Raw genomic sequence first — 18,503 nt, 5'->3', positions numbered from 1 at the left:
TTCCTTGAGGGGTGGTCGGGCGGCTAACGGATGACGCTTCCCGCCTCGTGGCCGTCCAGGAGGGACAGTTCGGCGCGACGCGGCAGCCCCTCCCAGTCGCCCGGACCGGAGACCGCGAAGGCGCCGAGGGTGGCCGCGCGGCGCAGGCGACCGGGCAGGTCGAGCCCGTCGAACCAGCCGGACAGGTAACCGGCGGTGAACGCGTCCCCGGCGCCGACGGTGTCGACGGCGGTCACGGTCAGCGCTCCGGCGTGCCGGACGCCGTCCGGGGTGTGCGCGCGGGCGCCGTCGGCGCCCAGCTTGACCAGCACCGTGTGCACGCCCCGCCGGAACAGGTCCGCCACGACGGTGGACTCGTCGGCCCCCGGCTCACCGAGGAGGTCCAGCTCGTCGGCGGAGGCGACGACGATGGAGACGTGGCCCGCCAGCGGGGTGAGCACCTCACGGGCGGTGTCGCGGGACCAGAGCCGGGCGCGGTAGTTGACGTCGAGGCACACCGGGATTCCCGAGTTCGCGGCGGTCTCGGCCGCCCACCGGGTCGCCGCGCGGGCGGTGTCGGAGAGCGCCGGGGTGATTCCGGTCAGATGCAACAGCCGCGCTCCGGCGGCCAGTGGCGCCCGCAGGTCGTCGACGCGCAGCGCGGACCCGGCCGATCCGGCCCGGTGGTACTGCGCCCGGATCAGGTCGGCGGTGCGCCGCTCCAGCACCATCAGACCGGTCGGCCGGTCGGGGTCGCGGGTCACCCCGTCGACACCGACGCCCTCGGCGCGCAACTGCCGCAGCACGTACTCGCCGAACTCGTCGGTGCCGACCCGGCCGACCCAGGCGGTCCGGTGGCCCAGCCGGGCCACCCCCACCGCCACGTTGGACTCCGCGCCGGCCAGGTGTGTGGTCAGCGATCCCCCGACGGCGAGCGGTCCGGTCGAGCGCAGTGAGACCAGGGCCTCGCCGAGGGTGAGCAGATCCGGCGCGCTCATGCTCCGGCCGATTCCCGGACGGTGGCGAGGTAGGTGCGCGCCCGCATCCGCAGGGCGGCCAGGTCACCGCCGGACGCGGCGTCGCCGACCAGCGGCCCGCCGACGCCGACCGCGATCGCGCCGGCCCCGAGGTAGCCGGGCACGTCGGCCAGGCCGACGCCGCCGACCGCGACGAACGGGATGTCCGGGAACGGGTCGCGCACCGCCCGGAGGTACGCCGGCCCGCCGACCGACGCCGGGAACAGCTTGACCGCCGATGCCCCCATCCGCATCGCGGTGTACGCCTCGGTCGGGGTGAGCGCCCCGGCGGCGACCGGGAGGCCCCGGCGCGCCGCCTCGGCGATCGACTCGACCACGGCCGGCGTCACCACGAACTGCGCTCCCGCGTCGGCCACGTCGGCCACGTCGGCGGCGGTGAGCACCGTGCCCGCGCCGACCAGAGCCCCGGCGGGGGCGACCGCGCGTAGCGCCGCGACGGCCCGGACCGCGTCCGGTGTGGTGAGGGCGACCTCGACGAGGCGTACGCCCTCCTCCAGCAGGGCGGTGCCGGCGGCGATCGCACCGGCGGTGTCGGTGCCCCGGATCACCGCGAGGAGACGGGCGGCGGCGAGTTCGGCGCCGAGATTGACGGTCATCTGATCACCATTCCGCGTAGGAGCCGTCGACGTGCCGCCACGTGGGGCTGCGCCAGGCGTGCCCACGCTTGTCGGCCGTCCGTACGGCGTGTTCGTCGATCTCGATGCCGAGGCCGGGCCCGGTGAGCCGCTCGACGTACCCGTCGACGAACGTCAGCGGAGTCTTGTCGAGGCAGTAGTCGAGCACCTCGGCGCCGAGGTTGTAGTGGATGCCGATGCTCTGTTCCTGGATCAGGTAGTTCGGCGTGGCGAAGCCGACCTGCAGGCAGGCGGCGAGCGCGATCGGCCCGAGCGGGCAGTGCGGAGCGAGCTGTACGTCGTACACCTCGGCCAACGCCGCGATCTTGCGTACCTCGGTGATGCCACCGGCGTGCGAGAGGTCCGGCTGGGCGACCGCGATGCCGGCCTGGAGCACGGGGAGGAACTCCTGCCGGTTGTAGAGCCGCTCACCCGTCGACACCGGCGTGGTGGTGGACCGGACGAACTCGCCGATGAGGTGCGAGTTCTCCGGCACCACCGGTTCCTCCAGGAAGAACGGCCGGTACGGTTCGAGCAGCGGGGCGACCCGGCGGGCGGTGGCGAGGGTGAACCGGCCGTGGAAGTCGACCGCTACGTCCCGCTCGTCGCCGAGCACCTCGCGGGCGGCGGCCACCCGCTGGACCACCCCGTCGAGTTCGGCGACCGAGGCGACCGCGCTCATCCGGCCGGACGCGTTCATCTTCACCGCGGTCAGACCCGTCTCGATCGCGGCGCTGATCTGGTCGCGGACCTCGTTCGGCTCGTCGCCGCCGACCCAGCCGTAGACCCGGATCCGGTCCCGGACCGGACCGCCGAGCAACTGGTGCACCGGTGCCCCGTACCGCTTGCCGGCGATGTCCCACAGCGCCTGGTCGAGCCCGGCCACGGCGCTGGCCAGGATCGGCCCGCCCCGGTAGAACGAGCCCTTGGTCATGACCTGCCAGTGGTCCTCGATGCGCAGCGCGTCCCGGCCGACCAGCAGTTCGCTGAGCTGCTCGACGGCGGTGCGCACGGTCTCGGACCGGCCCTCGCAGGTCGCCTCGCCCCAGCCGACGATGCCGGAGGAGGTCTCGACCCGCACGAACAGCCACCGCGGCGCGACCAGGAAGGTCTCCACCCGTGCGATCTTCGTCATGGTGTCCTCAGCCCTTCGTGGCGCCGGCGGTGAGGCCGGAGACGACGTATTTCTGCACGAACAGGGCGATCAGCATGATCGGCAGGGTGACCACGGTGGCCGCCGCCATCAGGCCGCCCCAGTCGATGCTGGCGTAGCCGACGAAGTCGAAGATCGCCACCGGGAGTGTCTTGGTGTCGGCGCCGGAGAGTACGAGGGCGAACATGAAGTTGTTCCAGGAGAAGATGAAGGACAGGATGCCCGCCGTGGCGATGCCGGGCACCGACAGCGGCAGGGTGATCCGCCGGAACGCGCCGATGTGGGTCAGCCCGTCGACGAGCGCCGCCTCCTCGAGTTCGGTCGGCAGGCCGTCGAAGTAGCCCATCATGATGTAGACGATCAGCGGCAGTGACACGAACATGTGACTGAGGACCAGCACGGTGAACCCGCCGACCATCTGCAGGTTCGAGAAGACGTAGTACCAGGGCACCAGCAGCGAGACGCCGGGGATGACCCGCGCCATGAGCACGACCAGCGCGGACTTCTTCATGTTGAACCGGCTCATCGAGTACGCGGCGGGCACCCCGAGCAGGAGCGAGAGCACGGTGGCGGCGAACGCCACCCAGAGGCTGTTGCCGATGAACTGGACGTAGTTCGCCTGCTGGAGCACGTTGGTGTAGTTGTCCAGCGTGGGGGAGAAGACGAACGCCTTGTCGGTGTCGTAGATGTCGACGTTCGTCTTGAACGACGCGGCGATCATCCAGATCAGCGGCGCCATCAGCGACAGCACCACCAGGGTGAGCGCCGCCGTCCGGAAGGTCCTGTACGGCCTGCGCAGCTTCATCGGTCCAGCCCCTTCTTGCGGTAGGTCAGGGCCCACATCACCCCGATGATGATCAGGAAGAAGATGATGAGGACTGTCGATGAGACGCCGTACTCGTTGTAGTCGAAGCTCAGGCCGTAGGCGTACACGTTGAGGGTCTCCACCTCGTGGAAGGAGCCGCCCCCGCGTCCCTTGGTGGCGTAGAGGATGTCGAAGGTCTTCAGCGCGTCGATGCCGCGCAGCAGGATCGCGACGATCACGGTGGGCATCAGCAGCGGCAGCGTGACGTGCCGGAACCGCTGCCAGGTGCTGGCGCCGTCGATGAGCGCCGCCTCCTGCGGCTCGTCGGAGAGCGACGTCAGGCCGGCGAGCAGGATCAGCACCACCATCGGGGTCCACTGCCAGATGTCGATGAACATCGTCGTCGGCAGGGCCGAGCCCTGACCGGCCAGCCAGGGCTGGGGGCCGACCCCGAACCAGCCGAGCACCTGGTTCGCCATGCCGATGTTGGGATCGAAGATCAGCCGCCACATCATGCCGACCGCGACCGGGGTGGCCACCAGCGGCAGGAGGATCGCGACCCGGACCCACTTCTCGCCCCGGAACGGTCGCCACAGCAGCAGCGCGATCGCCATGCCGAGCACGACCTCGAAGAAGAGCACGACCCCGGTGAAGGCGGCCGTACGCCACACCGCCGGCCAGAACCGGTCGGTGTCGCCGAGTACGTCGAGGTAGTTCTGGAAGCCGATGAACTCGGACTCGGCGCGTACGGAACCCTCGGCGTCGGTCAGGCTGAGGTATCCGGTCCACGCCACCGGGAATACGATCAGAACGGCGACGAACGCCATCGCGGGTGCCGCGAAAAGCCACTTGCGGTGCTCGTTTGCCCAGCGCGACCAGGCCGACGTCTCCGGGGACGCCGAATGGCTCTCGGGCGATCTGGTGACTGGTGTGGTGACGGCTGACATGAGGTCTCCCGGTGGGTCAGGGCCAGGTCCCGGCGCTCGGGTGGCGGGGCCGGGCGGCCCCGCCACCTGCGCTTCGGGCTACTTCGCCTCGTCGTCGAGGAACTTCTGGAACGCCTCGTTGGCCGCGTCCGCCGAGGCGGCCGGGTCCTTGCCGGTGATCGCGTCGACGATCGGCTGACCGACGATCTCCCGCGCCTGGGCGACCTTCACCACCAGCGGGCGGTCGTGTCCGATGCCGTTGGCGGTGCTGACCGTGGTGGCCTCGGCGAGGTCCTTCGGGTAGGTCGCCGTGCCCTCCGGGTTCGCCCACACCGAGGTACGGGCGCTGGGCACGCCGGCCTTCTGCTGCGCCAGCGCCTGCTCCTTGCCGGCCGCCCACTGGATGAACTTCCAGGCGTTGTCCTTGTTCTCCGAGGCGTCGTTGACGCCGAGCGCCCAGGAGGGGATGTTGTACGGCTTGGAGCCGGCCGGCCCGGCCGGGAAGGCCGCGAAGCCGACCGTGTCCGAGACCTTCGACTTGGCCGGGTCGGTGGCGTTCTTGTAGAGCGAGTTGGCCTCGGTGTAGAACGCCGCCTTGCCCTGGGTGAAGATCGCCATCGCCTCGGACCAGCTCATGTCGGTGCTGATGTTCTCCGGGCCGTGCTCCCGCAGCAGCCCGCCGTAGTAGGCGTACGCCTGCTTGGCCTGCTCGGTGTTGACCGAGGCATTGCCGCTGGCGTCGACGAAGTCGCCGCCGAAGCTGTAGAGGAAGCTGGAGAACTGGGTGACGGCGGCGGCCTTGCCGGTGCGGGACACGAAGCCCGCCACGCCCGGGTTGTCCGCCTCGACCTTCGCCGCCTGCGCCTTGAGCTCGTCGAGGGTCTTCGGCGGGGCGGTGAAGCCGGACTTCTCCAGCAGGTCCTTGCGGTAGTAGAGGACCTCCTGCTCGGTGATGATCGGCACGCCGACCACCTTGTCCTCGTACGTGGTCGCCTGCACCGGTCCGGACTGGAAGTCACCGACCTCGAACGCGCTGTCCGACTTGCTCTTCTCGGTCAGGTCGGCGAGGTACCTGTTCTTGGCGAACAGCTTCCCCTCCTGCAGCGGCCGGTACATCATCACGTCCAGGTCCTTGGACCCCGCGTTCAGCTTGACGTTGTACTGGTCGGAGAGCTGGTCCTCACCGAGCTGGGTGACCTCCACCTTCAGGCCCGACTGCTTCTCGAACTCCGGCAGGGCCTTCCTGATGTTCTCGCTCCACACGTGGTTCACCAGCGTCACGCGCACGGTGTTCGACGCTGCGGCGTCGTCCCCGCCGCCGCAGGCGGTCAGGCCGAGGGTGACGGCCACCGCCAGGGTGGTGCCGATGACTGATCGACGTCTCACGTCCATCTCTCCTTTGCCGTGGCCGTTACCGGGGCCGCATGCCGGGGGGGGGCGTGTCCGTCGTCTCGACGGTCGCCACCTGGCGTTTTACGTCCGCTTAACATCGGGATGCTAGGCGGAAAAAGCAGATTTATTCAAGGGGTTGACCCAACTGATATGCTCCAAACCGTGGAACCGTCCTCTCCAGGGGTTGCAGTCGCCCTCGTCGCCCCGGTCGAGGCTGGTTTGCACGCCCAGGTCCTCGACCACCTCGGCACGGCCATCTGCGGTGGCGAACTGCGGCCCGGGATGGTCCTCAACATCGACGAGCTGGTCGACCGGTACGCGGTGTCCCGATCGGTCGTCCGCGAGGTGCTGCGGGTGCTCGCCTCGATCGGGTTCATCGAGACCCGTCGCCGCGTCGGGGTCATGATCCGGCCGAGCGGCGCCTGGAACGTCTTCGATCCGCAGGTGATCCGCTGGCGGCTCGCCTCGTCCGGTCGCATCGCCCAGCTTCGCTCGATCACCGAGCTGCGCACCGCCGTCGAGCCGCATGCCGCCCTGCTCGCCGCCGAACGGGTCGGTCACGACGAGGCGAGCGACCTCGTCGGGCTCGCGGCCAAGATGTGGGCCGCCGGCAAGGCCGGGGACGAGGAGCGCTTCCTCGAACTGGACATCGACTTCCACCGGCGGATCCTGGTGGCCTCCGGCAACGAGATGTTCGTCCGGCTACAGGACCTGGTCGCGGAGGTGCTGACCGGCCGCCATCAGCACCACCTCATGCCGCACCATCCGCACGAGCAGGCCCTCCAGTTGCACGCGGAGGTGGCCCAGGCGATCCAGCGACGCGACGGCGAACGTGCCCGCCGGGCCATGGTGCAGCTCATGGAGCAGGCCTTCGGTGAGATGAGTTCGATCTGGGAGCAGACCGGCGAGCCTGAAGGCCGCTGACCGCCGCCGGAGAGCCCCGGTACGGCTCCGCCTCGTCGATCGTGGCGGTGGGCCGCACCGGGGCGTGAGACCGCCGGTCGCCGTCCTGACCCGGTCGGTCAGGGCTCGCGCCGGCGGACCACCAGCACCGTGACCAGGGTGGCCAGCACCGCCCAGCCGGCGTACGTGGCCCACGCGCCACCGACCGTGGCCCGGTGGGCGACCTCCACCCAGGGCGGCGCGTCGCCGCGCTCGATCAGGCGCTGCCAGGCGGGCACCGGCATGGAGTGCCGGAGCAGGGCGGTCCAGCGTTCGTCGTCGTCGACCACGGTCGGCAGCAGGAGCAGGACGGTCGCGGCGGTGACGATCGCGGGCGCGGTGTGGCGCACCAGCGCGCCGAGCCCGGCGCCGACGAGGGTGCAGAGCGGGACCAGCAGCGCGGACGCGACGATCGCCCGCAGCGCGCCCGGCTCGGTGACCGACATGCCACCCCGTCCGGTCAGGATCGCCTGGGAGACGCCGAAGGCGGTCGCCGAGCCGAGCAGCCCCAGGACCGTGGTGGCGGCGGTCAGCACGACGAGCTTCGCGGCGGCCACGGACCCCCGCGCCGGGACCGCCGCGAAGGTCGTCCGGAACAGCCCGGAGGCGTACTCGCCGCCGACCGCGACCGCGCCGAGGCTGCTCGCAGCGAGCACCACGAAGAGCTGCGTCTGCTGGGGGAACGCGTCCCACAAGGGGTTCAGCACGTCCCGGCGGTCGGCCGGCCAGTCCGCCCAATGGCGGCGCGTGTCGAGACTGGCGTGGACGGCGAAGCCGACCGTGGCGAGCAGGATCAGCCCGAAGGCGCCCCAGGTCGACCGGAGCGACCAGAGCTTGATCCATTCGGCGGCGACCAGGTCCCGGAAGCGGACCGCTCCGGTCGCCGTGGCCGGGTGGGTGTCGCCGCGGCCCCGAGCGGCGTCGACGCCACCCTGGCCGGCGTCGGTGGCCCGGTGGTCGGCGGCGGTCATCGGGCCACCTGCCCGGCGCGGTGCTCGACGCTGGTCGCGGTCAACGCCATGAACGCCTGTTCCAGCGAGGGGGTACGGGTCACCAGCTCGTGCACCGGGATCCGGTGGGCGGCGGCGAGGTCGCCGACCCGTGCCGCGCTCAGGCCGGTCACCGTGACCGTCCCGTCGTCCTCGGCCCGAACCAGGCCCCCCTCGGCGGTCAGCCGGGCGGTGAGCGTGGTCTCCTGCGGGGTGCGGACGGACACGGTGGTCCGGCCGCTCGCCGCGGCGAAGTCGGCGAGGCTCTGGTCGGCGAGGAGCCGTCCCCGGCCGATGACGACGAGCCGGTCGACGCAGTGCTCCATCTCGCTCATCAGGTGGCTGGAGACGAAGACCGTCCGTCCCTGACCGGCCAGTTCCCGGAACAGGCCGCGCACCCAGCGCACCCCCTCCGGGTCCAGCCCGTTGAACGGTTCGTCGAACAGCACCACCGGCGGGTCACCGAGGAGCGCGGCGGCGATTCCGAGCCGCTGCCGCATACCGAGTGAGAATCCGCCGACCCGGCGCCGGGCCACCCCGGCGAGACCCACCTCGCGCAGCGTCGCGTCGACCCGGGAGCGCGGAATGCCGTTGCTGCGGGCCAGGGCCCGCAGGTGTGCCTCGGCGCTGCGTCCGCCCTGGACGTCGGCGGCGTCGAGGAGCGCGCCGACGTGGCGCAGCCCGCGCGGCCGGTCCCGGAACCGGACACCGTCCACCGTGACGGTGCCGCTGGTCGGCGGGGTCAGACCGAGGATCATGCGGAGCGTGGTGGACTTGCCGGCCCCGTTGGGGCCGAGGAACCCGGTCACGTGACCGGGGCGCACGGTGAGGGTCAGGTCGTGGACGGCCGTCGTGCGGCCGTACCGTCTGGTCAGCGAGGTCAGTCGGATCACGTGGTCCAGGCTGTCGGGCCGCCCCCGCCGGGTCGTCGTGCCGGCGGCCACATCCGACCGCCGGCGGTACGCCCCGGGGCGTACGCCCACGGGCCGATGTCCACCCGGTTCCGGCCTGGCTACCGTGTGCGGCATGCCTGCCGCCCTACCGCCGCGCCGCCTGCCGGCCCTCCTGTCGTCGGTGCTGCCCTGGGTGGGCGTCGCCGCGCAGCCCGTCGTCGTGCTCTACGCCCCCGTGGCGGAGGCCGGCGGCGGCGGGCTCGGCTTCGGCGGCTGGTGGATCCCGCTGCGCTACCTGCTGCCGGCCCTGGTGGTCGCCCTTCCCGCCGGCCTGCTGCCGCGCCGCCCCCTGGTGGCCCTCGGGCTGATGCTGGCCGGAGCGACCGTGGTCACCGCGACGGTCAACTCCGGCGAGGACAGCTACCTCTCCGACATCTGGTACCTGCAGTTCCTCGTGGTGGACGTGACGGTGGGGGTGGTCGCCGCGAGCCGTTCCCGCCGGCTCGCCCTGCCGGCCACCGCGCTGGTGCTCGTGGCGCAGGTCGTCGTGGCCTTCGTCAACCCCGGCGGGGACCCGGTGAACCGCGCAGTCCTCTCGGTCCTGGCGGTCGTCACCTCCGCCACGGTGGGCAGTTCGGTACGCGCCCGACGCCGTTACGCCGCCACCCTGCGGTCGCATGCCGCCGCCGAGGCGGTCACCGCCGAGCGGCTGCGCATCGCCCGGGAACTGCACGACATGGTGGCCCACAGCATCGGGGTCATCGCCATCCAGGCCGGCGTGGGCGCCCGGGTCATCGACACCCAGCCGGCGCAGGCGCGGGCCGCGCTGCGGACCATCGAGGCCACCAGCCGGGACACCCTCGCCGGACTCCGGCGTACGCTCGGCGCGCTGCGTCGCCCGGAGTCCGCGTCGTCGCTCGACCCGACGCCCGGCCTGGACGACCTGGACCGGCTGGTCGCCGCCGGGGCGGACGCCGGGGTCCGGGTCGAGCTGCGCCGGGTCGGGCGGGCCGAACCCGTTCCGGACGACATCGGCCTCGCCGTGTTCCGCATCGTGCAGGAGGCGGTCACCAACGTGGTGCGGCACGCCGGCACCGACACCTGCCGGGTGGTGGTCGAGCAGCGCCCGGACGAGGTGGGCGTGGAGGTGGTGGACGGCGGTCGGGGTGGGCCGGTCGGTGGTGAGGGGCACGGCATCGTCGGCATGCGGGAGCGGGTCGCGTTGCTGGGCGGCCGGTTCACCGCGGCTCCCCGTCCCGACGGCGGCTTCCGGGTCGCCGTACGGCTGCCCCTGCCGGCGGCGGTGACGCGGTGACCGCGCCGGGGGAGACCGCCGGGACCGGGTCCGGTCGGATCCGGGTGCTGCTCGTCGACGACCAGCCGCTGGTCCGCGCCGGCCTGCGGGTGCTCATCACCGACGCGGCCGACATCGAGGTCGTCGGCGAGGCGGGCACGGGCGCGGACGCCGTCCGACTGGCCGGTGACGTGCGGCCCGACGTGGTGCTGATGGACCTGCGGATGCCCGGGATGGACGGCATCCGGGCCACTGCGGCGATCACCGCGCAGGGCGGGCCGAGCCGGGTCCTCGTCCTCACCACCTTCGACGACGACGACCACGTGCACGCCGCGCTGCGGGCCGGGGCGAGCGGCTTCCTGGTCAAGGACATGGCCCTCGACGACATCCTCGCCGCGATCCGGGTGGTGGCCGCCGGAGACGCCCTGCTCGCGCCGGGCGTCACCCGCCGGCTGGTCGCCGAGTTCGCCCGACGTGCCGCGCCGGCCGCCCGCCCCCGGCCCCTCGACGGGGTGACCGGGCGGGAACGGGAGGTGCTGACCCTGGTCGGTCGGGGCCTGTCCAACGGCGAGATCGCCGCCGAACTGGTGATCAGCGTGGCCACCGCGAAAGCGCACGTCGGACGCCTGCTCACCAAGCTCGGCGCCCGGGACCGCGTGCACCTGGTCATCGCCGCCTACGACGCCGGACTGGTGACTCCGGCGGGCTGACCCGCGACGCCGGAGCTGGTCGGTCGACCACCCCGACGGAGCCGGTCACCCCGGTGGGCTGACCACCCCGACGTCGGTGCGGCGGCGCCGTCGTTCCGCCCGCCACCAGGTGTGACCGAGCGCGACGGTGGCGACCAGGCCGAGCCCGGCGGGGGCAACGGTCAGCCAGTTCACCTCGTCGGGGGTGCTTACCGCCGCGCCGAGGGCCGCGTAGCCGAAGGCGGTGGGCGCGGAGGCGAGCACGCTGCCGACCAGGAACGGCAGCAGTCGCGCGCCGGTGGTGCCGTAGCCGTAACTGACCAGCCCGAACCCGGAGATCGGCAGCAGCCGGACGGTCATCACGCCGAGCACGCTCTGCCGGGCGAACCAGCCGTCCAACCGGGCGAGCCGGCCCCGGACCCGTTCGGCGACGAACTCCCGGCCGAGGGTCCGACCGACCGCGAAGCCGAGCGCCGCCGCGAGCAGGGCTGCGCCGAGGGCGTACGCGGCCCCTTCGAGGGCACCGAAGAGCGCCCCCGAGGCCAGCGTGACGAAGGTCCGGGGCACCAACGCGACCAGCAGCACCGCGCCACCGACGACGGCGGCCACCGGGGCGGCCCCGCCGAGGCGGTCGGCGTGCGCCGGCAGTTCGGCCAGCTCCGGCCGGGGCACCAGCACCAGCACCAGCGCGAGACACCCCAGCAGGAGCAGCAGGGCCGCGAAACGGACGGCCGACCGCTGCGCGAGCAGCCGCCGGGCCGCCGGGATCATGGCCGGGCGGTGGCCACCGCGGCCTGGCGCTCGGCGCGCAACCGGTCGGGCCAGGTGTCGTTCAGCGGAGGGAGCTGGTGCGCCCCGGTGGCCCACTTCAGCAGCAGGTCGGCCAGGGCCGGGTTGCGGGCCAGCGCCGGACCGTGGGAGTAGGTGCCGAGCAGCTTGCCCCGCCAGGCCCCCTCGGTCTGGCCGTCGTTGCCCACCCCGGCGGTGACCCGGGCCAGCGGCGCGACGCCCGGCCCCAGGTGGGTACGCCCGCCGTGGTTCTCGAAGCCGCTCAGCGGGGGCAGACCCAGCCGGGGGTCGACGTCCCCGGCGAGCTCACCGACGGCCCGCGACGGGCCCCGGTCGGACTGCAGGTCGAGCAGGCCCAGTCCCTGGCAGCGGGTGCCCTTGGCGAAGAACGAGGTGCCGAGCAGTTGGTAGCCGGCGCAGACGCCGAAGACCACCGAACCCTGGGCGACCGCCTGGTGCAGCCCGCCGTCGGCGAGTAGCCGCTGCGCGCCGAGCGCCTGCGGGCCGTCCTCGCCGCCGCCGATGAGGTAGATGTCGGCGGCCGTGGGCAGCCGCTGGTCGGAGCGGACCTCCAGCACCTCGACCGGCATTCCGCGCTGCTGCGCCCGGCGGGCCAGGATCAGCACGTTCCCCCGGTCGCCGTAGGTGGAGAGCAGGTCGGGGTAGATCCAGACGATGCGCAGGCTCTCAGTTGACACGGTCCAACTCCGCTCGGATGTCCTGGAACGCGGTGTAATTGGCGATGACCTCCAGGCGGCCCGGCGGGACGCTGCGGATCGCCTCGTCGAACGACCGGACGTGCTGGAACGGCACGTCGTTGACGTCGAGACGGACGGCCAGGTCGAAGGCCCGGTCGCCGGTGATCAGCACCTGCCGGCCGCGCAGCGGGGCGAAGTCGACGTCGAACAGCCAGGAGGTGTCCAGGCCGTCGGGGTCACGGGCGTTGATGGAGAGCAGTGTCGGGGCGTGGTCGGCCATGTCGAAGGCCTCCAGCCAGCTCGCCGGGTTCTTCGCCAGCAGCAGCCGGATGTTGCGCCCGTCCCGGTCGACCTGCGCGTACCGGCCGGCGACCGAGGTGACCCCGGAGAGCCGGGAGACCGCGTCGACCGGGCGGACGCCGAACTCGGCGGCGACGGCGAGCGCGGTGGCCGCGTTGCCGAGGTTGACCCGGCCGGGCAGTTGGAGGACGACCTTGTGCCACGCGCCGGTCGGGTCGACCACGCCGTCGTCCTCGACGAGCCAGTGCGGCTGGGGGCGGCGCAGCGGGCAGCCGGAGCACCACCACTGCTCGCCGGAGCGTTGGATGGACGAGCCGCACTCGGGGCAGACCCAGGAGTCGTCGTGCCACCGCTGGCCGGCGCTGAACCAGGTCACCGCGGGCGGGGTGAGCCGGTGGTCGTGGCTGGCCGGTGGGGTGGCCGCCCAGACCACCATCGGGTCGTCGGCGTTGGCGATCACGCGCAGCTCCGGGTGGCGCACCAGCGCGGCCCGCCAGAGCTGCGCCATCATGGCGACCTCCTTGGCCCGGTCGAGCTGGTCGCGGGAGAGGTTGAGCAGGGCCACCACGTGCGGCTCGGTGGCCTCCATGACCTGGGCCAGGTAGTGCTCGTCCACCTCGAGCACCGCGTACGGGGTGCTGCCGGCCTTGGCCAGCGCGGAGGTGTGGCCGGTGGGCATGTTCGCCCCGAAGGAGTTGGTGGCGACGGTGCCGAGCACGCCGACCGCCGCGGTGGTGAGCCGGGTGGTGGTGGTCTTGCCGTTGGTGCCGGAGATCAGGGCGATCGCCCGCCCCGACGAGAGGTGGGCCAGCAGGTCGGGGTCGATCTTCAGGCCGATCCAACCGCCGATCACCGAGCCGTCCCCACGGCCCGCGGCCCGCGACAGTGCCGCGGCCGTACGCGACACGGAGCTGGCCACCTTTGCCCGTAGGGGCATCTTCGCGTCCGTCACGCGAGCGAGGTTACCGGACCGGTCGCTCCGTCAGATCGCCGCCGACGGCGAACCGTTCGGGCGGGGGGCTCCACCTGCCGGGGTGGCCGGTCGGCCGGGCGGGCGCGCGGCACCCGCCGCCCGGGGGCGGCCGGTGCGCCGGCCGGGTGGATCTTGATCCACCGGATGGAGTCGATCTATGTCGGAAAACGGACGCCGGCTGGGAGGCCTTCCGACACTCCACTCCGCTCCACCCCCTCTGACGTGCGGTTTTGTCGTCCGGCGCGGCGCGCCGAAGGGTCGTTTCCGGTTGCAGGTGGAGGGAAGTGGAGTAGAGTGGAGCGCAATGGTGAGGCCGGGAGGGCCCACCGGCCCGGGGGGTCAGCGGCGCCGCGAACGCCGCCGAAGGGCGAGGGGGTTGGGCCGTGTTCCTCGGCACCCACACTCCACGCCTCGACGACAAAGGCCGGTTGATTCTCCCGGCGAGGTTCCGGGACGGACTGGCGGGGGGTGTCGTGATAACCAAAGGGCAGGAGCACTGCCTCTACGCCTTCCCGACGCCCGAGTTCCAGCGCATCGCCGACCAGTTGCGTCAGCAGCCGATGACGCACAAGGCCGCGCGGGCGTACAGCCGGGTCTTCTTCGCCAGTGCCCACGACGAGGTTCCCGACAAGCAGGGGCGGGTCACCGTCCCCGCCCACCTCCGTGCCTACGCCGGTCTTGACCGCGACCTCGCGGTGATCGGCGCGCACACCCGGGTGGAGATCTGGGACCGGGTCGCCTGGGAAACCTACCTCGCGGAGAGCGAGGAGGGGTTCTCCGACATCTCCGAGGGGGTGTTGCCCGGCGGTCTGTAGGGCGTGACGACGCCCGACGTACTGCGAGATCTCCAGCCGCTTCGCGTTCCTGGCGCCCCTTCCCCGGTGCCAGGGGCACGATCCGGTCTCCTCGAGCCGCGGTCGGGGAGCGGGCGGGAGCGGATGGGGATCTGGCGGTACGACGGGGTGTCGTGACGACGACGCAGACAACACGAGAGAGAAGGTCCGGTACCAGTGGGGGTCGACATGGGGGAGCTACGCGGCACGCACGTGCCGGTACTGCTCGAGCGGTGTCTTGAGCTACTGGCCCCCGCGCTGGACCGGCCCGGGGCCACGGTCCACGTCGACGCCACGCTGGGTCTGGCCGGACACGCCGAGGCGGTGCTCGAGGCGCATCCCCGGACCACCCTGGTCGGTCTCGACCGGGACACCGAGGCCCTGGCGCACGCCAGGGCCCGGCTGGCCCGGTTCGCCGACCGGATCCACCTGGTGCACGCCGTCTACGACGAACTGCCCGAGGTGCTCGACCGGCTGGGTGTCCCGGCCGTCGACGGCATCCTCTTCGACCTCGGGGTCTCCTCGCTGCAACTGGACGAACCCGACCGAGGGTTCGCCTACGCGCGGGACGCCCCGTTGGACATGCGGATGGACCAGACCCGGGGCACGACCGCGGAGGAGGTGGTCAACACCTACTCCCATCCGGACCTGGCCCGTGTCCTGCGGACCTACGGCGAGGAGCGCTTCGCCGGCCGGATCGCCTCGGCGATCCTCCGGGAACGGCAGCGGGCGCGGATCACCTCGACGGCACGGCTGGCGCAACTGGTCCAGGAGGCCATTCCGGCGCCGGCCCGACGAACCGGCGGTCACCCCGCAAAGAGAACGTTTCAGGCTTTACGGATCGAGGTAAACAGGGAACTGGCAGCGCTGGAGACGGCGCTGCCGGCCGCGCTCGACGCACTGACCGTGGGTGGCCGCATGGTGGTCCTGTCCTACCACTCGCTGGAGGACCGGCTCACCAAGGCGGCGCTCGCCGAGCGGACCCGACGTCAGGGTCCGGTCGACCTCCCGGTCGAACTGCCCGGCACCGGCCCGACGTTCCGGCTGCTCAGCCGGGGCGCCGAGCTGCCCGGGGAGACGGAGGTCACGGCGAACCCACGGGCCGCGTCGGTGCGGCTGCGTGCCGCGGAGCGGATCGACCCCGACGCGGAACGCCCAGGCGGTGCCGAACGCGAACGGTGCCGCCGGCGGGTCAGGGCGATGCACCAGGGGGTGGGGTTGCCGAAGGGTTCCACAGTGGACCTGCGGGCGACCCCGGACGACGGCACGACGACGGACGACGAAGAGGGGGAGGGATCATGAACGTCAACAAGCGCGACCGCCGGGACCTTTCCGGCGCGGGGCAGCGTACACCGCGGTCGGGGGGCCGGACCGCGGCGGCGCGGACCGCGTCGGTGGGCACCGGCGTGACCGGACCGGACCGGGCCCGGCGACAGGGTGAGAACCGCGCCCGGGGGGCGCGCGAGTTCCCGACCCAGGGCAGTGCCGCGCTGCAACCGGCGGAGCGGAGCACCGGCTCCACCCGGTCGACCGCGCCGCGACTGCGGGTCGCGCCGCCGCCGCCGGTCTCCGTGCCGCGGGCGCCCTTCGTGGGGCTGGTCCTGGTCCTGGTGGTCGGCGGGGTGCTCGGCATCCTGCTGGTCAACACCAAGATCAACGAGAACGCCTTCCGGCTGGAGAAGCTCCAGCAGCAGCAGGCCAAGCTCGACGTCGACGAGCAGCAGCTGAAGAAGCGGATCGCCGAGCACGAGGCGCCGGGCAACCTGACCGCCGAGGCCCGCAAGCTGGGCCTGGTCGAGTCGGACGATCCGGCCTTCATCCAGCTGCCGGACGGACGGATGATCGGCGTGCCCCGCCCGGCGGGTGGCCAGCCGGCCATCACCAGCCAGCAGGGCGCGGGAGACTGACCCGTGGCCCCGAGACCAGAGGAACCGCGCCGGGACGCCACAGGCTCCCGGCGCGGTTCGTCGCGTGCCGCCGGGAACCGGGGTGGCGAGCCGCGTGAGCCGGGCGTCGGCGGGATCTCCGACGCCCGGTCGTACACGCCTCGGGGCCGCACCGTCCGGGAAAGCCGCGAGGAGCGCGCCGGAGCCGCGCGGGGGACCGGCCGGGACGACCGCGGCGCCCGCCAGTCGGGGCTGCCGGGTCGCAGCGAGCGTGAGGAACGCACCGCCGCCGCCCGCCGCACCACCGGCGCTGACCAGCGCCGCAACCCGCGTGGCACACGTTCCGCCGACCCGTTCCGCCCGGCCCTCCAGGTGGTCGACGGGGGCCGGACCGGGGCCGGGCGTACCGGTCGCCGGGCCGCGCCGGCCGCCCGTACCACCGTGATCCGCACCGTCGACCCGGCCGGCACCCGGGGTCCGGGCGCCGAGGAGGCCACGCCGCCCCGTCGCCGTACCCCACGGCCGGCGACCGCCGCGCGACGGCCCGTCCGCAAGCCGCGCCGTCCGCCGCTGCTCGCCGACCCGCGCCGACGGCTGCGGCTCGGCACCGTCCTCACCCTCGCCCTGTTCGCCGTCATCGGCATCCGCCTGGTCGCGCTCCAGGCCGTGGAGGCTCCCGCGTACGCCGGCGGCGGCGTCGCCGACCGGCTGCGCAAGGTGACCCTGCCGGCGGCGCGCGGCGCGATCTACGACCGGGACGGCAACCCGCTGGCGCACAGCGTCGAGGCCCGGTACATCTTCGCCGACCCGACCCGAGTCAAGGACGTCCCGGCCACCGCCAAGGCCCTCTCCCCACTGCTCGGCATCCCCGCCTCCAAACTGGCCGAGCGCATGGCGCCGCGCGTCCGTGACGACGGCAAGGAGTCCGAGTTCGAATACCTCGCCCGGGGCGTCAGCATCGACACCGCCAATAAGATCATGGAGCTGGAACTGCGCGGCATCGGCGCGCACCGGGACGAGCGCCGCGAGGTGCCCGGGGGCGACCTGGGGGCGAACCTGATCGGCTTCACCAGCCAGGACATGGTCGGGCTGGAGGGGCTGGAGGCGCGCTACGACGATCTGCTCGGCGGCGAGGACGGCAAACGGATCTTCGAGGTCGGCGCGGGCGACCTGAACGCGCCGATCCCCGGCGGCCGCAGCGAGACCACCGAGGCGCAGCCGGGCAGCTCGGTCAGGCTCACCATCGACCGGGACCTCCAGTACCGGACGCAGGAGATCCTCAGCGACCAGGTGGCGAAGGTCAGCGGCAGCACCGGCGCGGCGGTCGTCATGGAGATCCCGTCCGGCGAGATCCTCTCCCAGGCCAGCCACCCCACCTACAACGCCGCCGACCCGACCAAGAGCAAGCCCACCGACCGGGAGGACGCCGCCACCAGCTTCGTGGTCGACCCCGGCTCGGTGCACAAGGCGATCACCTTCGGCGCGGCGCTCCAGGAGGGCGTGATCACGCCGCAGACGACGTTCCCGGTGCCGAACTCCATCCTCAGGGGGGACACCTGGTTCTCCGACACCCACCGCGCCAACGGCCAGCGGATGAGCCTGCCGGGGATGATGGCCTACTCCTCCAACGTCGGCACCATCACGATCGCCGACCGGCTCGGCAAGGAGAAGCTGTACGAGTACCAGCAGCGCTTCGGGCTGGGCAAGCGGACCGAGGTGGGCATGCCCGGCGAGGCGCCCGGCCGGCTGCTGCCGCCGTCGGAGTGGAGCGACTCGTCGTACGGGTCGGTGCCGATCGGGCACAGCGTGGACGCCACCCCGTTGCAGATGGCCGCCGTGTACGCGGCGATCGCCAACAACGGCACCTGGGTCCAGCCCCGCCTGGTCAAGGAGACCATCGACCCGGACGGCAGGCGCACCCCGACCAAGCCGCCGGTCACCCGGTCGGTGCTCAGCCCGGAGAACGCCGCGGCGCTGCGTACCATCCTGGAGGCGGTGACCACCGTCGAGGACGCCACCGGCGTCACCGCCGCCATCCCCGGCTACCGCGTCGCCGGCAAGACCGGCACCGGCTGGCGACTGGTCGACGGGAAGAAGCAGCCCGGCGAGGTCGCCTCGTTCATCGGGATGGCCCCGGCGGAGAACCCGCGCTACGTGATCGCCGTCTTCGTGCACACCCCCGGCGGTGGCGGTGGCGCGATCGCCGGTCCCGCCTTTCGCGACATGATGGGGTTCACCCTGCGTCACTACAAGGTGCCCCCGACCGGCGATAAGCGACCGGAGTTCACGGTCTATCCGCGCTGACCAGGCA

At 72.7% G+C, this 18,503-nt stretch carries 18 protein-coding genes; 7 read left to right on the top strand and 11 right to left on the bottom strand.

Annotation, left to right across the window (positions count from 1 at the left end; genetic code table 11):
* Window positions 1–23: 23 nt before the first annotated feature.
* From ACIBJE_RS17095 to ACIBJE_RS17070, 6 genes are all read right to left on the bottom strand, one after another.
* On the bottom strand, window positions 24–977 hold the full coding sequence (locus ACIBJE_RS17095) for a sugar kinase (RefSeq protein ID WP_396749165.1): 954 nt from the start codon (window positions 975–977) through the stop codon (window positions 24–26).
* Window positions 974–1,612 (bottom strand): bifunctional 4-hydroxy-2-oxoglutarate aldolase/2-dehydro-3-deoxy-phosphogluconate aldolase, encoded by a 639-nt coding sequence (locus tag ACIBJE_RS17090; protein WP_396749162.1) that lies wholly within the window; start codon window positions 1,610–1,612, stop codon window positions 974–976. Before ACIBJE_RS17090 ends, ACIBJE_RS17095 begins: the two co-directional genes overlap by 4 nt.
* Before the next feature lie 4 nt (window positions 1,613–1,616).
* A complete protein-coding gene (gene dgoD / locus ACIBJE_RS17085) occupies window positions 1,617–2,765 on the bottom strand; it encodes a galactonate dehydratase (RefSeq protein WP_396749160.1) in 1,149 nt (382 codons plus the stop codon).
* 7 nt (window positions 2,766–2,772) lie between these two features.
* A complete protein-coding gene (locus tag ACIBJE_RS17080; RefSeq protein WP_396749158.1) occupies window positions 2,773–3,588 on the bottom strand; it encodes a carbohydrate ABC transporter permease in 816 nt (271 codons plus the stop codon).
* Window positions 3,585–4,382 (bottom strand): carbohydrate ABC transporter permease, encoded by a 798-nt coding sequence (locus ACIBJE_RS17075; protein ID WP_396749156.1) that lies wholly within the window; start codon window positions 4,380–4,382, stop codon window positions 3,585–3,587. Before ACIBJE_RS17075 ends, ACIBJE_RS17080 begins: the two co-directional genes overlap by 4 nt.
* Before the next feature lie 231 nt (window positions 4,383–4,613).
* The gene (locus ACIBJE_RS17070) at window positions 4,614–5,900 is read right to left on the bottom strand and encodes an ABC transporter substrate-binding protein (protein WP_396749154.1); all 1,287 of its coding nucleotides are present in this window, start codon (window positions 5,898–5,900) and stop codon (window positions 4,614–4,616) included.
* A 168-nt stretch (window positions 5,901–6,068) separates the two neighbouring features.
* On the opposite strand from ACIBJE_RS17070, the gene ACIBJE_RS17065 reads away from it, so the two are divergent.
* Window positions 6,069–6,830 (top strand): FadR/GntR family transcriptional regulator, encoded by a 762-nt coding sequence (locus ACIBJE_RS17065; RefSeq protein ID WP_396749151.1) that lies wholly within the window; start codon window positions 6,069–6,071, stop codon window positions 6,828–6,830.
* A gap of 98 nt (window positions 6,831–6,928) precedes the next feature.
* Here the strand turns inward: ACIBJE_RS17065 and ACIBJE_RS17060 are convergent, their stop codons facing one another.
* Together ACIBJE_RS17060 and ACIBJE_RS17055 are read right to left on the bottom strand one after the other, a co-directional pair.
* Complete coding sequence (locus ACIBJE_RS17060) at window positions 6,929–7,819, bottom strand: ABC transporter permease (protein WP_396749148.1); 891 nt, start codon at window positions 7,817–7,819, stop codon at window positions 6,929–6,931.
* Window positions 7,816–8,730: an ABC transporter ATP-binding protein gene (locus tag ACIBJE_RS17055; protein ID WP_396749145.1), complete on the bottom strand. Its 915-nt coding sequence runs from the start codon at window positions 8,728–8,730 to the stop codon at window positions 7,816–7,818. Before ACIBJE_RS17055 ends, ACIBJE_RS17060 begins: the two co-directional genes overlap by 4 nt.
* 133 nt (window positions 8,731–8,863) lie before the next feature.
* Between ACIBJE_RS17055 and ACIBJE_RS17050 the strand changes: the two genes are divergently transcribed.
* Both ACIBJE_RS17050 and ACIBJE_RS17045 read left to right on the top strand, forming a co-directional pair.
* Window positions 8,864–10,045, top strand: coding sequence for a sensor histidine kinase (locus ACIBJE_RS17050; protein WP_396749143.1), 1,182 nt, complete (start codon window positions 8,864–8,866; stop codon window positions 10,043–10,045).
* On the top strand, window positions 10,042–10,734 hold the full coding sequence (locus ACIBJE_RS17045; protein WP_396749142.1) for a response regulator: 693 nt from the start codon (window positions 10,042–10,044) through the stop codon (window positions 10,732–10,734). Before ACIBJE_RS17050 ends, ACIBJE_RS17045 begins: the two co-directional genes overlap by 4 nt.
* A gap of 45 nt (window positions 10,735–10,779) precedes the next feature.
* On the opposite strand, the gene ACIBJE_RS17040 is transcribed toward ACIBJE_RS17045, so the two are convergent.
* Genes ACIBJE_RS17040 through ACIBJE_RS17030 form a run of 3 tightly spaced genes read right to left on the bottom strand, consistent with a single transcriptional unit; the run spans window position 10,780 to window position 13,437 of the window.
* Window positions 10,780–11,484, bottom strand: coding sequence for a TVP38/TMEM64 family protein (locus ACIBJE_RS17040; protein ID WP_396749140.1), 705 nt, complete (start codon window positions 11,482–11,484; stop codon window positions 10,780–10,782).
* Complete coding sequence (locus tag ACIBJE_RS17035) at window positions 11,481–12,200, bottom strand: type 1 glutamine amidotransferase (RefSeq protein ID WP_396749138.1); 720 nt, start codon at window positions 12,198–12,200, stop codon at window positions 11,481–11,483. The genes ACIBJE_RS17040 and ACIBJE_RS17035 overlap by 4 nt, the downstream gene beginning before the upstream one ends.
* Complete coding sequence (locus tag ACIBJE_RS17030; protein ID WP_396749268.1) at window positions 12,190–13,437, bottom strand: MurT ligase domain-containing protein; 1,248 nt, start codon at window positions 13,435–13,437, stop codon at window positions 12,190–12,192. The genes ACIBJE_RS17035 and ACIBJE_RS17030 overlap by 11 nt, the downstream gene beginning before the upstream one ends.
* 419 nt (window positions 13,438–13,856) lie before the next feature.
* Here ACIBJE_RS17030 and mraZ point away from each other — a divergent pair, with 419 nt between their 5' ends.
* The 4 genes from mraZ to ACIBJE_RS17010 all read left to right on the top strand — a co-directional run bounded on the left by mraZ (window position 13,857) and on the right by ACIBJE_RS17010 (window position 18,496).
* A complete protein-coding gene (gene mraZ / locus ACIBJE_RS17025; protein ID WP_396749135.1) occupies window positions 13,857–14,288 on the top strand; it encodes a division/cell wall cluster transcriptional repressor MraZ in 432 nt (143 codons plus the stop codon).
* 207 nt (window positions 14,289–14,495) lie between these two features.
* Window positions 14,496–15,608, top strand: coding sequence for a 16S rRNA (cytosine(1402)-N(4))-methyltransferase RsmH (rsmH, locus tag ACIBJE_RS17020; protein WP_396749132.1), 1,113 nt, complete (start codon window positions 14,496–14,498; stop codon window positions 15,606–15,608).
* Window positions 15,605–16,213 (top strand): hypothetical protein, encoded by a 609-nt coding sequence (locus ACIBJE_RS17015; protein WP_396749130.1) that lies wholly within the window; start codon window positions 15,605–15,607, stop codon window positions 16,211–16,213. Before rsmH ends, ACIBJE_RS17015 begins: the two co-directional genes overlap by 4 nt.
* A gap of 3 nt (window positions 16,214–16,216) precedes the next feature.
* Window positions 16,217–18,496, top strand: coding sequence for a penicillin-binding transpeptidase domain-containing protein (locus ACIBJE_RS17010; RefSeq protein ID WP_396749128.1), 2,280 nt, complete (start codon window positions 16,217–16,219; stop codon window positions 18,494–18,496).
* The last annotated feature ends 7 nt before the right edge of the window (window positions 18,497–18,503 follow it).

It is taken from the genome of Micromonospora sp. NPDC050187, from assembly GCF_044459745.1.
Lineage (GTDB): Bacteria > Actinomycetota > Actinomycetes > Mycobacteriales > Micromonosporaceae > Micromonospora.
The sequence above is the reverse complement of the archived record's forward strand: the minus strand, read 5'-3'. Positions and strand labels throughout refer to the sequence as shown.